We start from the raw sequence: 15,838 nt of genomic DNA, 5'->3' as shown, positions 1-15,838 counted from the left end.
AAATCCGTTAACTTTGCGCCATTAACCACAACATGTCCTCACTTTTTATGAAGAAAGCACTAAAAATTTTTGGAGTCATACTCATTTTAATTATCGTAGCACTTATCGCCATTCCGTTTATATTTGAAGGGCGCATACAAGAGCTAGTCAAACAAACTATAAATCAAAACTTAAACGCTAAAGTTGAATTTAGTGATATCAATCTCAGCTTTATTCGAAACTTTCCCGAAGCAGGGATTAGCGTAAGCGATTTGGTAATCACCAATAACACTCCATTTAAAAACGAAACTTTAGCAACTGCTAAAAGCATATCGTTTACCATGTCGGTTAAAGAAATTTTCAAGGGTGCTAACGAGGCCATTGTAGTGAATTCCATTTATGTAGACGAAGCTTTAATCACTTTAAAAACCGATAAATTTGGCAACAATAATTACGATATTGCCAAAGAGTCTGATAACGCTTCCGCGGAAGAAAAACCAGCCAATTTCAACTTCAGTATTAAAGATTATCAAATAAAAAACAGTGCACTAACTTACCTTGATGAGCTATCGAAAACCATAGCCCACATTACCGAATTCAACCATGAAGGGCATGGTACCTTTACTTCTGAAGTTTCAGAATTAGACACAGATACCCATTTCAATATCAGTTTAAACATTGAAAACACCAATTATTTAAACAATAATAGCATAAAACTTGACGCATTAATTGATGTCGACTTAAATCAGAACAAATACACTTTCAAGGAAAACAAAGCACAAATTAATCAGTTACCTATACATTTTGATGGCTATGTTAAACTGCTTGACGACGGACAAGAAATCGCCATTACTTTTGAAAATCCAGAAACAGATTTTAAAAACTTTTTAGCGCTCGTTCCTGAAACCTATTCTAAAAGTATTGAACAAGTAAAAACAACAGGCGACTTTAAAATTAAAGGTATGGTTAACGGTCAGCTTACCGAAACCACCATTCCTCAATTTGACATCAGTATGGTTTCTAATAATGCTTCATTTCAATATCCCGACTTACCAAAAGGTGTTAAAAACATAAGTATTGATGCCCTTATAAAAAATACCACAGGACAAACAGATGATACCTATTTAGATTTAAATGCATTAAATTTTACGATAGACAGTGATGTTTTTAAAGCCTCGGCACATGTAAAAAACCTGACCAAAAATATGTTGGTTGATGCTCAAGTACAAGGTGTTTTAAACCTAGCAAACGTATCTAAAGTATATCCAGTGGATCTAGATCATAAACTTAGCGGTATTTTAAAAGCTCAAATAAATACAGCTTTCGACATGAATGCCATTGAAACCAATGCTTACGAGCGTATTAAAAGTAGTGGATCGGCAAGCCTTTCTGGGTTTACTTTCTACTCGGAAGACTTACTAAATCCCCTCGAAATTAGTCAAGCACAATTAACTTTTAATCCAGGAACGGTAGCCTTAAACACATTCGAAGCCAAAACAGGATCTAGTGATGTAAAAGCCTCGGGAACTATAAATAACTTACTAGGCTTCTTATTTAGTAATACCACTTTAAAAGGCCAATTCGATATGAATTCTAACCTTTTTAAAGTAGGCGATTTTATGGCTGAAACGGAAGAAAAGGAACCTACTAAAGAAACCACTACAAATCAAAACACAGAAAGCTTAAAAATACCAGCCTTTTTAGACTGTACCATAAATGCCAAGGCTAAAACAGTGGTTTACGATAATTTAAACCTTAAAAATGTTTCGGGTACTTTACTGGTGAAAGACCAAAAAGCCACCTTACAAAATTTAAGCTCGAATATATTTGACGGTCAATTAATGCTTTCTGGAGAAGTCTCAACCAAAGCTGAAACCCCTACATTTAACGTAAAACTAGATGCCAGTAAATTTGATATCGCTCAGTCTTTTAAAGGCTTAGAATTACTTCAAAATTTAGCACCCGTTATTAAGTTATTTGACGGTAAGTTAAACAGTAATATTGCCATTTCAGGTAACTTAAACAAAGAATTTACTCCTGATTTAAACAGTGTTTCGGGTAGCGCTTTCGCGGAATTACAAAGCACTAAAATGATCAATGATCAAAGCGCATTGATTAGCAAGTTGGATCAAAGCATAGACTTCATCGATTTTGAAGCTATTAATTTAAACGATTTAAAAACCCATTTAGAGTTTGCCAACGGTAAAGTAAGTGTATCGCCTTTTACTATAAAGTATAAAGATATCGATATTAATATCTCTGGTGCTCATGGCTTTAATAATACCGTCGATTATAACATGGTATTTAACGTTCCAGCAAAATATTTAGGTAGCGATATTAACCGTTTAATAGGCAAAATAGACGATCCTAAAGTAAATAACATCAGTATTCCTGTAACAGCAAACATCACCGGGAATTACAAGAATCCTAATGTAAAAACAGATGTAACAAGCAGTGTGAAAAACTTGAGCAATCAGCTTTTAGAAATTCAAAAAGAAAAACTTTTAAATCACGGAAAAGCACAAATTAATAACCTTATTGGAGACGTTATAGGTAGCAATAAGGCTAAATCAGATTCTATTAAAACAGAACAAAATAATACGGTTCAAAAAACCTTAAACGAAATTATAAAGTCTAAAAAGACTACCGACAGCACTTCTGATAGCAAAAGTTCCTCTGAGAAACTTATTAAAAATGCCCTAGGCGGATTCTTCGGAAAGAAAAAAGAACAAGACAGTCTTTAGAAAATCACTAAAAAGTTCAAAATCCTTCAAAAAGCACTAAAAACAGCACGATTTTTATGCTTTTTGAAGCATTTTCAGCCCAAACAACCGATATTTTAGGTTATTCGCTTTAAAAAGCTTATATTATAGGTTCGACATAATCTTAAAAAATCTGTATGAGGCAATTAAAAATTACAAAGCAAGTTACCAACCGAGAATCCAAATCATTAGACAAATACCTTCAAGACATTAGTAAAATTCCATTAATCACCGCTGACGAAGAAGTGGAATTAGCACAAAAAATCAAAAAAGGCGATCAAAAAGCTCTGGATACCCTCACTACGGCAAATTTACGTTTTGTAGTTTCAGTTTCTAAACAGTATCAAAATCAAGGACTAACACTACCCGATTTAATCAACGAAGGCAACGCTGGCCTAGTAAAAGCGGCAAAACGTTTTGATGAAACGCGAGGTTTCAAATTCATTTCATATGCGGTTTGGTGGATTCGACAAGCAATTCTTCAAGCTTTAGCACAACAATCTCGAATAGTTAGATTACCTTTGAACAAAATTGGTTCTATAAATAAAATTAATAAGGCTTATTCATTTTTAGAACAAACTCATGAACGAGCGCCTAGCGCTCAAGAGATTGCAACCACATTAGACCTTACGGTTAACGATGTAAAACAATCCATGAAAGCCTCTGGAAGACATGTATCTATGGATGCACCTCTTGTAGATGGCGAAACTTTTAGTCTGTATGACGTTGTAAAATCGAATGATTCCAACGCACCCGATTCTGATTTGCTTAAAGAATCTTTAAACGCCGAAGTGAATCGTGCATTAGAAACGCTTTCGGACAAAGAAGCTCAGGTGATACGCTACTATTACGGTATTAGTGTAAAACAATCTAAGAGCCTTGAGGAAATTGGTGAAGCTTTTGGCATTACCAGAGAACGGGTTAGACAAATAAAAGAACGTGGCATTCGTAGATTACGCCACACATCAAAAAGTAGAGTACTTAAAACGTATTTAGGGTAATTTCTAAATATTTAAATTATAATTTATTAAAAACAAGTTATGTTAAAAATCATTGTAAAAGACGGCGAAAACATAGAGCGCGCCTTAAAACGCTATAAGAGAAAACACAGAAACATTAAAGTAATGCAAAACTTAAGAGACGGACAATTCTTTACAAAACCATCTGTAAAAAGACGTCGTCAAGTTCAAAAAGCAGCTTATATCCAAAATTTAAGAGACCAACAAGAAATTTAAGTCTCACTATAAATAGTATTTTAAAACCCATTTACATTGTTTTGTAAATGGGTTTTAGTTTATATAGTGTTTTTCTATTGTACAGTAATTTGAACAACTAAACCTTCATTGGCACGTACATTAAAAACCGTATCATCTTCAAAAATAAGATATTGCCCCTTGATACCCACCAATTTCCCAGTATACTGAAGCGTCTTTTTAATATTTAGACTTTTTGGTTTTTCAGGATATTTTATAACCGGAAAATCAATATGAGTTTCCGTTTTATCATCGATAAAATACGATTTAACTTCCTCAGGAATATATTCGGCTAAGCGTGCCCTCCAAGTTGCTAAATTTTCATCCTCGATATCATTTTTAAGCATTTTACGCCAGTTGGTTTTATCGGCCACATGGTCTTTTAATGCCACCTCGGTAATTCCTGCTAAATAACGGTTAGGCACCTCAACAATTTCAATAGCCTCATGAGCACCTTGATCTATCCAACGTGTAGGTACTTGAGTTTTTCTAGTAACACCAACTTTCACATTGCTAGAGTTAGCCAAATACACAATATGAGGCTTTAATTGCACCGATTTCTCAAATTCTAAATCACGATCTTCTTGATCTAGATGTGCGGTACTTAATTCGGGGTGCATGATCCAATCGGCGGCCTGTGGCACTTCAAAAAAACAGGATTTACAATAGCCTTGACGGAAAATTGGTCGATCCAAACCACAGTTTAAACATTGGTATTTAACAAAAGTCATTTCAATATTTTTATCCAGCAACTGATTCATATTTAGAAAATCAGTTTCGAATACCAAATAATATTGAATTGGACTTGAAAATTCGGTTTCCATTTTTGTTAATACACCTTGGTAGGTCATAAAAAAAAGTATTATTTTTAAAAAATTAAAGATAAAATAAATTATGTCAATACCCATAGTTAATTCGATTGCATCTTGGTTTTTAAAAAAGCGTTTTCATCAAATTGAATTGTTTTTAAAGTATCCAAATGAAGTTCAAAACGAATTGCTAATGAACCTGATTCAGTTCGCTAAAGACACTGAAATTGGTAAAAAACATGATTTCGCTTCAATAAAAAATTACAAGACTTTTGCCGAGCGTGTGCCCATTAAAAATTACGACGGCTGGCAAGATGTTATCGAACGGTCTAGAAAAGGTGAAAGCAATATTTTCTGGCCCACTCCCATAAAATGGTTCGCAAAATCTAGCGGTACTACACGTTCAAAAAGTAAATTTATTCCTGTTAGTGAAGAATCACTTGAAGATTGCCATTACGCCGCAAGCAAAGATTTGTTATGCATGTATTTAAACAACAATGAAAATGCTCAATTATTTACAGGTAAAAGTTTACGTTTAGGTGGTAGCAAACAATTGTATAAAGAAAACGGCACAGTGTTTGGCGATTTATCGGCTATTCTTATAGACAATATGCCTTTTTGGGCCGAGTTTAGTAGCACCCCTAGCAACAAAGTATCGCTTATGAGCGACTGGGAATATAAAATGCAGGCTATAGTTGATGAAACACGACATGAAAATGTTACCAGTCTAGCCGGTGTGCCCTCATGGATGCTCGTACTTTTAAATAATGTTTTAGAAACAACCGGTAAAAAAAGCTTACATGACGTATGGCCTAACCTTGAGGTCTATTTTCATGGTGGTGTTAGTTTTACTCCTTATGCCGATCAGTACAAAAACATCTTACCAAATTCAGGGTTTAAATATTATGAAATCTATAACGCCTCAGAAGGATTTTTTGCAATTCAAGACCAGAATAATTCGAAAGACCTTTTACTCATGCTGGATTATGGTATTTTTTATGAATTCATCCCGATGGATATTTACGCTACTTCCGAAGAAAAAGCCATTCCACTTAGTGAGGTTGAACTTGATAAAAATTACGCGGTTATTATCACTACCAATGCCGGATTATGGCGTTATAAAATTGGAGATACCGTAAGGTTTACCTCTTTAAACCCTTATCGTATTCGTGTTTCGGGAAGAACAAAACACCACATCAATGTTTTTGGCGAAGAACTCATCATTGAAAATGCCGAAAACGCCCTTAAAACCGTTTGTAATGCGACACATTCGGAGATTGTAGAATATACTGCGGCACCGGTTTTTATGCAAGGCAAAGAAAAAGGGGCCCACGAATGGTTAATCGAATTTAAAACCCCTCCAGCAGATATTAATTATTTTACTGAATTACTGGATCGTACTTTAATGACCCTAAATTCCGATTACGAAGCTAAGCGTTACAACAACATTACTTTAAATCAACCCAAAGTCAACATCGCGCGTAAGAATCTTTTTTACGATTGGCTGAAGCAAAATAATAAACTTGGCGGACAGCATAAAATTCCAAGACTTTCTAACACAAGAGAATACATCGACGAACTATTAGTGCTTAACCTTCAATTTGTGTAGTCTTTTTCTTGTATATTTGTTGCTCACAACGAATTATCTGTCTTTTAATCTATATGATATTATAATCACATCCGACTAGTTTATCTTTACAAGAGACCAACGAATAACTTAACCATTTTACTATGAAATCGACACTTTGTTTTCTCATGTTTATTGTAACACATGTAGTCCTAAGCCAGGGTTCAGATATCAATGAGACACAAAACGCTAAAAAATCAACATCTATAAGTGAAAACGGATTTCATTTTGAAATTTCACCCACATATTCAAATTCTGAATTTTCGGATATCGGTTCTGGTTTTTTTAAGAAGAAATTTATCATGGTATCTTCTAGAAAGGTAGGTGGATTATCAAAAATTGACCCAAAAACCCATGAGGCCCATAAAGATTTATACTGTTTAGATGTCGATAAGTCTACAGGATTAATAACCCGACCACTTTCGTACTCTCGTATATTAAACACGCATTTTAGTGAAGACCAAATTAGCTTTTCTAAAAATGAACAAACGGTATATTTCACCCGAAGCTCACACGATAATTCTTTAGAATATAAAATCTATAAGTCTGATTTAGAAGAAAACTCAAATGGAAACTGGATTAATGAAATAGCTTTAAGCATTAATAAACCAGGTGTTTCTATTGAAACCCCTTTTGTAAACCATGCTGGAAATAAGCTGTATTTTGCTGCCAACTATCCTGATGGCTACGGTGGTTTCGATTTGTATGTGTCTAATATTAAACCTGATGGCACATTAGATACGCCGAAAAATTTAGGTAGTGAAGTAAATACAGCTAAAGACGAAAAATACCCCGCCTTATCTCTAGACGATAAGTACTTATTTTTTGCCTCTAAGGGTCATGATAACCTAGGCGGTTATGATCTATTTAGAAGTAAACTATCAAATAAAGGTATTAGAAACCCAATAAACTTAGGAACAACAATCAATACTTCGGCAGATGATATTGCCTTTTTTATAGCCACCAAAAGACGTGGTTATGTGACTTCCAATAAGTCTGGTGGCATAGGCAGCTATGATGTTTATATCGTATCTATTTTTGAGGTAACACAATCCTTAACAGGAACCGTTTTAGATGCAGAAACACAAATAAAACTTCCTAATGCTCAACTCACTTTGTTTGATGATGACGGACTAGAAATTGCAAAAACTATTAGCGCAGCTGATGGTTCTTATAAATTTGCCGTTGAGCCTAATGAAGATTATACGATAACAACCGTAAAAGAAGGTTTTGAGAGTTCTCAAGAGCTTTTTTCTTCAGATCACCCACAGGATAAATATGTGTATGTAAAAGATATCCCTTTACAAACCGTAGCGCCGATTATAGAGAATTCAAGAATTATGCTGGAAAACATCTATTTCGATTTCGACAAATGGAACATTAAAGAAGAATCGTTTGTCACCTTAAATAAGGTTGTTAAAATTCTAAACGACCATCCGGATATGAAGTTATCCATTAATGCACATACCGATAATAAAGGTAGTGATGCATACAACCTAATTTTATCTAAAAAACGAGCGCAATCCACAGTGGCATATTTAATTAGCAAAAACATTGATGAAAACCGTTTAGAAGCTCATGGTTTTGGTGAAACCCAGCCAATTATAGACTGTAAGGACCAATGTTCAAAAGAAGATTTACAAGCCAATAGACGTATTGAGTTTGTGATATTAGATTAACTCATTATATAGCTTTTTAAAACAAAAAAGATCGTCTAAATTAAAACTTAGACGATCTTTTTAATGTTATATATTGAACTCTATTTATAGAGCGCTTTTAAATTGCTCTAGGAAACGTACATCATTCTCACTTAATAACCTGATATCTCCTATTTGGTGTAATAGCATCGCAATACGATCAATCCCTACACCAAAAGCAAAACCTGAATATTCTGTTGTATCAATATTACAGTTTTCCAATACATTAGGATCTACCATACCACAACCTCCAATTTCTAACCACCCAGTACCTTTCGTGATTTTATAATCAGTTTCAGTTTCTAAGCCCCAGTACACATCTATTTCTGCGCTTGGTTCTGTAAACGGGAAATACGAAGGACGTAAACGAATTTTACTCTTACCAAACATCTCCGTTGTGAAATGCTGAAGTGTTTGTTTTAAATCGGCAAAACTCACGTCTTTATCAATGTATAAACCTTCTACTTGATGGAAAAAACAGTGCGAACGTGCCGAAATGGCTTCGTTTCTATATACACGACCTGGCGAAATAGTACGAATTGGCGGTTTATTATTCTCCATGTAACGAACCTGTACCGAACTGGTATGTGTACGTAATAAAATATCTGGATTGGTTTGAATAAAAAAAGTATCCTGCATGTCACGTGCTGGATGATACTCTGGCAAGTTTAAAGCTGTAAAGTTATGCCAGTCATCTTCAATCTCTGGCCCTTCACTAACGTTAAATCCAATACGTGAAAATATATCTATAATTTGATTTTTAACAATAGAGATTGGATGACGTGCACCAATATGAATAGGCTCACCTGGACGTGATAAATCTCCGTAAACACCTTTAACTTCTTCGGTGCTCTCAAGAGCGTCCTTTAAAGCGTTAACTTTATCTTCGGCCGTTTTTTTAAGCGCATTTATAGTTTGTCCAAACTCCTTTTTCTGGTCGTTTGCAACATTTTTAAATTCGGCAAAAAAGTCGTTTAATAAACCTTTCTTTCCTAAGTATTTAATACGGAATGCTTCAACCTCTTCCTTGGTTTTAGCTTCAAAAGCTTCTGCTTCAGCAATTAGGTCTTTTATCTTATCTATCATATCGTCATTTCAAAAATGAACGCAAATTTACTACTTTTTCGCGATTTGCGTTAGGGATTAAAGAGGAAATCCTTTTTGAGAGCTCCGAACAAAAAGATTAGAACCAAAAGCCCGACCTTTAGGTAACCTGCCAACCGGCAAGCTGGCGCCCAAATATTTTTAATTGATATATTCGGTTTCTAAAAAGTAATTTACAATGGCTTCCTTCATTAAAATGCTTTGCTCGCCAGCCTTTAAATGTGGTAAGTTTTCAAGGGTTTTATAGTGTGGCCAACCTTCATCATCAACAAAATCGAGTTCGTAATAGCCATAAGGCACCAAAAGTTTACAAATGGCAATATGCATAAGGTCCAGCTTTTGGTCTTTTTTAAAAGTTCTATCTAACTGCCCAAGCTCCTGTACACCAATCAAATAAATAATCGCATCGAGATCTAAAGGGTCTCCATCGGCAAATTGATCAGACAATTTTGTTACTACCATATTCCATCGCTCCTTTAATTGTTCGTCTCTTGACATCTCTTGTTATGTTTTTTCAATGAGGCTTAATAAAAACTTACCTCTCTTATGATTTTGCAGCCAAAGTTACGGAATGGCTTGAATACTTGAGTTCTTCTACCATAAAAAGGACAGAAATTATTTTATATTTACAAAAATATTAACATTTATGGGTGCTATTGATATTGTTTTAGGAGCTTTAATCTTATTTGGCTTGGTTCGCGGTTTTATGAAAGGGCTCTTCGTAGAAGTTGCTTCATTAATCGCATTAATCGCAGGAGTTTATGGCGCGATTCACTTTAGTAATTATGCCGCGGAATACTTAAAAGAATTAACCAGTTGGGAAGAGCACACCATTACAATTTCCGCCTTTGCCATCACTTTTATTGTTATCGTATTGGCCATCGGTCTGGCAGGAAAAGCCCTTACTAAGCTCGCTGACTTCGCTGCTTTAGGCATTTTAAATAAATTATTAGGAGGCGTGTTCGGAGCGCTAAAAATAGCTTTAATGCTTAGTGTTATAATTAATATCTTTAGTCGCATGAATAACAGCATCACCTTTTTGGATGCAGAAACTATTGAAGATTCATTACTTTACGAGCCTGTAAAATCTATTGTGCCCTTAATTTATCCTAGTGTTTTAGATGAGACTGAAAAACTGAATTCAGAGGAAGATGACACTGAAGAAGGCACAAAATCTATACTTAACGATGAGGCCTAGCATTTTTTGTCATTTAACTCAAAATATAAATCATTGAAATAAAAAAAGTCAATATAAAAATATTGACTTTTTAAACTTGTTATTTAATTAAATATAGGGCTTCTACTTCAGGATAATATTATCAACTTAAAACCCCTAATTATTTATTTTAGGAGTAAAACTCTACAGCGCCTGTACTAATATCATACATAGCACCAATGATTTTAATAGCTCCTTCTTTCTCCATTTGTGATAGAACAGGACTTTCGGCGTGAATTCTTTCAATAGTCAACTCCACATTCTTTTTTGAAACCTCATCTACAAAGTTGCTGTTTTTTGACGTTCTTAAACTAGCATCTTTAGGCTCGCTAACACCGTTTACAGCCGGTTTTATTTTTTCTAATAACTTAGTTAGGTTTCCTAGCTCCGCATGATCACAAGCGCCTTTTATAGCTCCGCAACTTGTATGCCCTAACACAACTATCAATTTGGTTCCTGCTAGTTTACATGCAAACTCCATACTCCCTAGAATATCCTCATTAACAAAATTCCCTGCAATACGAACACTAAAAATATCTCCCAATCCTTGATCGAAAACGAGCTCTGCAGAGACTCTAGAATCTATACAACTTAGGATAGTAGCAAAAGGGAATTGCCCATCTTGTGTATCGTTTACTTGCTCTAAAAGGTTACGGTTTGATTTTAAATTATTTTGAAATCGTACATTCCCTTCCTTTAAAAATTGTAATGACTTGTCAGGAGTCATCGTGGCCTGTGTTTCTTGTGTATGTGCTTTCATAATTAGTTTTTAATTTATTTTACGTCTCGCGTAATTCGTTAACTTAAACTTATAGTTGATTTTGGTTTAGTTTTAAAAAACTCTACAAAACTATTTGGATTCTCTACTACACCGCGTTTAGAAACCAATTTAATATCAATATTTCGCTCTTTAGCTTTATGTGAAAAATCATCTAAAATCTCAATAACATCATGATCTAGATACCTTGTTTTTAAAACATTTAGTTCTAAATAAGTTTCATGAGGCAAACTATCTAGTTCTTTTAAAATAGCACCTTTATTAAAGAATGTTACTTCTTCGGCTAAGGTCATTTTTATTCTATGCTTACCATTACTTTTATCCTCTATATGTAAAAAGTGAGAATTCTGGTAACTTTTTAGTAATATAACAACAATGCCTACTAGTAAACCTAAAGCTATACCAACAAGTAGGTCGGTAAAAACGATACCAACAACAGTTACTATAAAAGGTACAAATTGTTTCCATCCCAATTGATACATTTTTTTAAATAAACCCGGTTTTGCTAATTTATAACCTACTACTAGTAAAATCGCCGCTAATACAGAAAGTGGTATTTTGTTTAACAAATTAGGGATTAGGATAACCGAAATTAATAAAAAGAAACCATGTATTATAGCGGACATCTTCGTTTTTCCTCCCGATTGAATGTTTGCCGAACTTCTAACAATAACTTGCGTAATAGGTAAACCACCAATTAAACCAGAAATGACATTTCCAGCACCTTGAGCTAACAGCTCACGGTTAGTAGGTGTTACATTTTTATCTGGGTCTAATTTATCGGTAGCTTCAACGCATAATAAAGTTTCTAAACTAGCCACTAAAGCAATTGTAAAAGCTACGACCCAAATTTCTACATTCGTAATGGCTGCAAATCTTGGAAAGCTGAATTGGCCAAAAAATGAATTTATATCATCTGGAATTGGCACACTTACTAAATGAGAATCTGATATCGCTAATGTTTCGTTTGAAGCGGTTAACAGATAAAAAATGATGCCCAAAACCACGGCAACAAGTGGTCCTTGAATTACGGTAAAAAGCTTCGCCTTTTTAGCTAATACATTATCCCAAAACAAGATCACCCCAAGACCAAGTAAACCAATAATAAAGGATCCTAATATTAGGTTGTCGAATACGTTAAAAATGGCAGAGAAAGTATTTTCTCCCGAAGCTTCAATAAAACTATCGGCGCCTTCAGGTTCTGCATCGTAGCCAAAAAAGTGTGGTATTTGTTTTAAAATAATAATGATTCCGATACCTGTGAGCATTCCTTTAATAACGGAAGACGGAAAATAATACGCTATAACACCCGCCTTTAAAACGCCGAAAACCATTTGAATAATACCGGCTAATACAACAGCTAATAAGAAGTTTTGATAACCCCCTAAGGAACCAATAGCTGTAAGTACAATAGCCGCCAAACCTGCAGCGGGGCCACTAACACCCAATTTAGAACCACTAAGCGCTCCTACAACAATACCACCTACAATACCTGCTATAACACCGGAAAACAATGGAGCTCCACTAGCTAAAGCGATTCCCAAACACAATGGTAAAGCAACAAAGAATACGACTATACTCGCTGGCAAGTCATTTTTAATATATTTAAACATACTATAATAATTTATCTCAAGCTGAAAAGTCAGCTTAAGCTGTTAAAAAAATAGACGGAATTGATCGTCTGCATACAAATAATTATAATAAGTAAAAATCTGGAGGAGGAGATACTAAATTAATTGGAGGTTTCGCGTAGTTTTTAAAAACATACCCCATATTATTTTCGTTGGAACTAAAAAGAAAACCAGATTCATTATTTGAATCTCCAAGGACTACTATTTCTTTATTTACATTTTTAGTAGGACCTTTTTCTTCTTCTTCAGTATAAGAGTAGAAAAATGAAATATCAACAGATTCATCAACTAACTGAATTATGGTTGGGGCTGTAATGAACCCCAAAAATATCACAGAGAGCACTATAGAAACAAAATGTCTTGACATTTACTAGTTTTTTTTACACTCTCAAATATAATATATAAATCTTACAATTCCTTATCGATTTAAAAATCCTTTAGTAATTTAAGATCCTGAGTAAGCACCCATCCTGTTTTTCCGTCGGCTATTTTTATTTTCAACCAATCGTTATAGGCTTCTTCAACCTGAACTTTGGTACCTTCATGAAGTCTAAAAACCTCCTCACTTGTTGCGTTTGGTGTACTTTTCACTTTACTCTCTTGAACAAATATTATGGCTGGATTATCTTTTTTATCCAAATTATATTTATGAAAAGCCAAGGATAAACTGATAAACATAAGCACCAAAGCCGTTAGACTACAAACAAACATTAAACGTTTTATTCCCGTTGCATATGAAAAATGATAAACCAAAAACAATATAACAAAAATGAACACCAGACTTACAGCTGTAATTGCCCAGCCATCGAATGACAGTTTATTGGTGACATTCCGAATCAGTTTTGAAAGTCCTGCCTCAGGAACCACAGGAATAGCATCAATGGTCATATTATTAGCGTAACCCAAATTATTTTTAATATCCTGGTCAGTTGGATCTAAAAGCAAGGCCTTCTCGTAGTAGTAAATACTAGGTGCGATGTTATTTAGTTTATAATTGGCATTGGCCAAATTAAAATAAACCTCAGACGAGTGCACGCCACTTTCCAAAATGGCTTGATATTGATCTATGGCTTCTGCATATTTTCCATCATTATAATAGGCATTGGCTTTGTCAAACAAGGCCTGGTTTTGAGCAAAAAGACCAAAACTTAGTAAAAAAGAGACTATATATAGTATATTTTTCATCTTAACGGGCTTGTTTATCAATTAATGAAATGGCTGCACCAGCTTTATCAAAATCCTCTTGCATGGTAGCAATATCGATTGGTGTATAACGCGCCAACTCACAACGTTCTATGATACTAATAAAGTCATTAACAACAGTAAGCTCGACGTTTTTGTCTTTGAGTAAATCTGTGATTCTATCCTTACTCATATCACTGGTTTCGATATGCAGTTTCGCTTTTAAATAATTGTGCAAGGCTTTCTCTAAAGCAATATAAAAGGCTTCTTTTTGTCCTAAAGACTTCTTAGCATTGCTCAAGTATTTCTTAACCAATCTATTCGCTTTTCTTATTTTATTTCCTTCAACATCGGCATCTCTATCGGCCTTCTTATTTCTAATTAAAATAGCCAATGGAATCGCTAAAAATGGCAACAATAATAAAGTCCAAAATGTATTGGTTTTAAAGAAGTAATCCTGTTTAATAGCACTAAAATCTGATTTAGTTTTTATGAAAGCAAAATGATCGCCGCTTTGCACTAAGGCTTGCTTATTACCATTTGTGGTACTTTGATTATTACTTGATGCACTATGACTTGCAGGACCATTCATCACGTTTATTAAAATCTCTTCAGACGACAAACGTTTATAACTTTTGGTATTGATGTCAAAATAAGAAAACGACACACTTGGAATAGGGTATTTCCCTTTATATTGAGGTACCACCGTATAACTGTCGGAAATACTACCTTGCATGCCTGATAAACTGGTTCGAACATCCTCATTATGTTCTGGCTCATAAACCTCTAAAGAACTTGGCAGTGATACTTTTGGTAATTTAAACAATTTAAGGTTCCCGTTTCCTTTAACTGCAATTTTTAATTGCAAAGACTCCGTAGCGTCCAACTCGGTTTTTGACGCGCTAACATTAAATTCAAAGCTCCCAACGGCGCCTGTAAAATCTTGAGGCTTTCCTTCTTCAGGAAGCGGTTTCACTTTAATGGTTTTTCTTCCCGCAGAAATGGTTCGGTTTACACGCGACATTAAAACGCTTCCAAAAATATCACGACGATTGGTTGGCACTCGAAGTGACAAATCTAAACTTAATGGTTCAATTTCTAATTCACCTGTTTTTTGAGGGTATAAAACCGCTTTTTTATAAACTAGAAATCTGTAATTCTCACCATTATAAGTCCCATTTTGAACCTTTTCATTTTGTGTATTGATAACCTGACTCCAAAAATCGTTATACCTAGGTGAGTCAATTTCATTAATACCATCTACGCCTATGGTAGGAGAAATATATAACTTATAAACGACTGTAATCGCTTCGTTTAAATACGGGTTTGCCTTGGCGACTTCGGCAACTAAGTGCACACCTTCTGATGCTAAATATTTAGGGTCGTTTGGATCTTTAGGAATATCAACAGCAGCTGTAACTTGAATTTTTTGAGGAGTCGTTTTATATACATTCCCTTGAATGACGATACTTGCCTGCGAAATTGTAAAGGTTCCTCTTTGCTTAGGCGCTAAAAAATAAGAGTATGTTTTTTTATAGGTTCTTACGCCGTTTACCCAGGAATTGCTAACCGATTGATTAGGACCTCCTACTACGGTGAAATTTGAGAAATCTGGCGGATTAAAATTATCGCCGTCTTGATTCATTTCAAAATCTACACGCAAACGCTCATTAATACCTAACTTTTGCTTGCTGGTTTTCATGACAAACTCAACGCTTTGACCTGAAGCCAAACTTGTCGCAAATACGATTAATAAAATGTATATGTGTTTTATAACCTGCATATGTGTTTTTTATATTT

14 protein-coding genes are annotated in these 15,838 nt (G+C 34.6%); 6 read left to right on the top strand and 8 right to left on the bottom strand.

The features are described from left to right. Nucleotides 1-47: 47 nt before the first annotated feature. From A6I66_RS06790 to rpsU, 3 genes are all read left to right on the top strand, one after another. The gene (locus A6I66_RS06790) at nt 48-2,723 is read left to right on the top strand and encodes an AsmA family protein (RefSeq protein ID WP_067146966.1); all 2,676 of its coding nucleotides are present in this window, start codon (nt 48-50) and stop codon (nt 2,721-2,723) included. A 155-nt stretch (nt 2,724-2,878) separates the two neighbouring features. After that, nucleotides 2,879-3,742, top strand: a complete 864-nt coding sequence (locus A6I66_RS06785) for a sigma-70 family RNA polymerase sigma factor (RefSeq protein WP_067146964.1) — start codon at nt 2,879-2,881, stop codon at nt 3,740-3,742. A gap of 39 nt (nt 3,743-3,781) precedes the next feature. Further along, nucleotides 3,782-3,976 (top strand): 30S ribosomal protein S21, encoded by a 195-nt coding sequence (gene rpsU, locus A6I66_RS06780; protein ID WP_067146962.1) that lies wholly within the window; start codon nt 3,782-3,784, stop codon nt 3,974-3,976. 74 nt (nt 3,977-4,050) lie between these two features. Here the strand turns inward: rpsU and A6I66_RS06775 are convergent, their stop codons facing one another. After that, entirely contained in the window at nt 4,051-4,845 is a 795-nt protein-coding gene (locus tag A6I66_RS06775; protein ID WP_067147080.1) for a DUF2797 domain-containing protein, read from the bottom strand. Nucleotides 4,846-4,888: 43 nt separating this feature from the next. On the opposite strand from A6I66_RS06775, the gene A6I66_RS06770 reads away from it, so the two are divergent. Then, nucleotides 4,889-6,412, top strand: coding sequence for a GH3 auxin-responsive promoter family protein (locus A6I66_RS06770; protein ID WP_067146960.1), 1,524 nt, complete (start codon nt 4,889-4,891; stop codon nt 6,410-6,412). 122 nt (nt 6,413-6,534) lie between these two features. Further along, the gene (locus tag A6I66_RS06765; RefSeq protein WP_084399536.1) at nt 6,535-8,109 is read left to right on the top strand and encodes an OmpA family protein; all 1,575 of its coding nucleotides are present in this window, start codon (nt 6,535-6,537) and stop codon (nt 8,107-8,109) included. An 84-nt stretch (nt 8,110-8,193) separates the two neighbouring features. Here the strand turns inward: A6I66_RS06765 and pheS are convergent, their stop codons facing one another. Further along, nucleotides 8,194-9,213 carry a phenylalanine--tRNA ligase subunit alpha gene (pheS, locus tag A6I66_RS06760; protein WP_067146956.1) on the bottom strand — a complete coding sequence of 340 codons (1,020 nt, stop codon included), beginning with the start codon at nt 9,211-9,213 and terminating at the stop codon, nt 8,194-8,196. A 159-nt stretch (nt 9,214-9,372) separates the two neighbouring features. After that, complete coding sequence (locus A6I66_RS06755) at nt 9,373-9,729, bottom strand: hypothetical protein (RefSeq protein ID WP_067146954.1); 357 nt, start codon at nt 9,727-9,729, stop codon at nt 9,373-9,375. 148 nt (nt 9,730-9,877) lie between these two features. Between A6I66_RS06755 and A6I66_RS06750 the strand changes: the two genes are divergently transcribed. Then, entirely contained in the window at nt 9,878-10,429 is a 552-nt protein-coding gene (locus A6I66_RS06750) for a CvpA family protein (RefSeq protein ID WP_067146952.1), read from the top strand. Between the two features lie 148 nt (nt 10,430-10,577). On the opposite strand, the gene A6I66_RS06745 is transcribed toward A6I66_RS06750, so the two are convergent. The 5 genes from A6I66_RS06745 to A6I66_RS06725 form a co-directional block, all read right to left on the bottom strand. Beyond that, nucleotides 10,578-11,207: a carbonic anhydrase family protein gene (locus A6I66_RS06745; RefSeq protein ID WP_067146950.1), complete on the bottom strand. Its 630-nt coding sequence runs from the start codon at nt 11,205-11,207 to the stop codon at nt 10,578-10,580. A 38-nt stretch (nt 11,208-11,245) separates the two neighbouring features. After that, nucleotides 11,246-12,838 (bottom strand): SulP family inorganic anion transporter, encoded by a 1,593-nt coding sequence (locus A6I66_RS06740; RefSeq protein ID WP_067146948.1) that lies wholly within the window; start codon nt 12,836-12,838, stop codon nt 11,246-11,248. Nucleotides 12,839-12,920: 82 nt separating this feature from the next. Next, nucleotides 12,921-13,223, bottom strand: coding sequence for a hypothetical protein (locus A6I66_RS06735; protein WP_084399534.1), 303 nt, complete (start codon nt 13,221-13,223; stop codon nt 12,921-12,923). Between the two features lie 59 nt (nt 13,224-13,282). Beyond that, nucleotides 13,283-14,041 (bottom strand): tetratricopeptide repeat protein, encoded by a 759-nt coding sequence (locus A6I66_RS06730; RefSeq protein ID WP_067146946.1) that lies wholly within the window; start codon nt 14,039-14,041, stop codon nt 13,283-13,285. A 1-nt stretch (nt 14,042) separates the two neighbouring features. Beyond that, nucleotides 14,043-15,821, bottom strand: coding sequence for a BatD family protein (locus A6I66_RS06725; RefSeq protein WP_067146944.1), 1,779 nt, complete (start codon nt 15,819-15,821; stop codon nt 14,043-14,045). Nucleotides 15,822-15,838: the final 17 nt, after the last annotated feature.

It is taken from the genome of Pseudotamlana agarivorans (genome assembly GCF_001642835.1).
Lineage (GTDB): Bacteria > Bacteroidota > Bacteroidia > Flavobacteriales > Flavobacteriaceae > Pseudotamlana > Pseudotamlana agarivorans.
The sequence above is the reverse complement of the archived record's forward strand: the minus strand, read 5'-3'. Positions and strand labels throughout refer to the sequence as shown.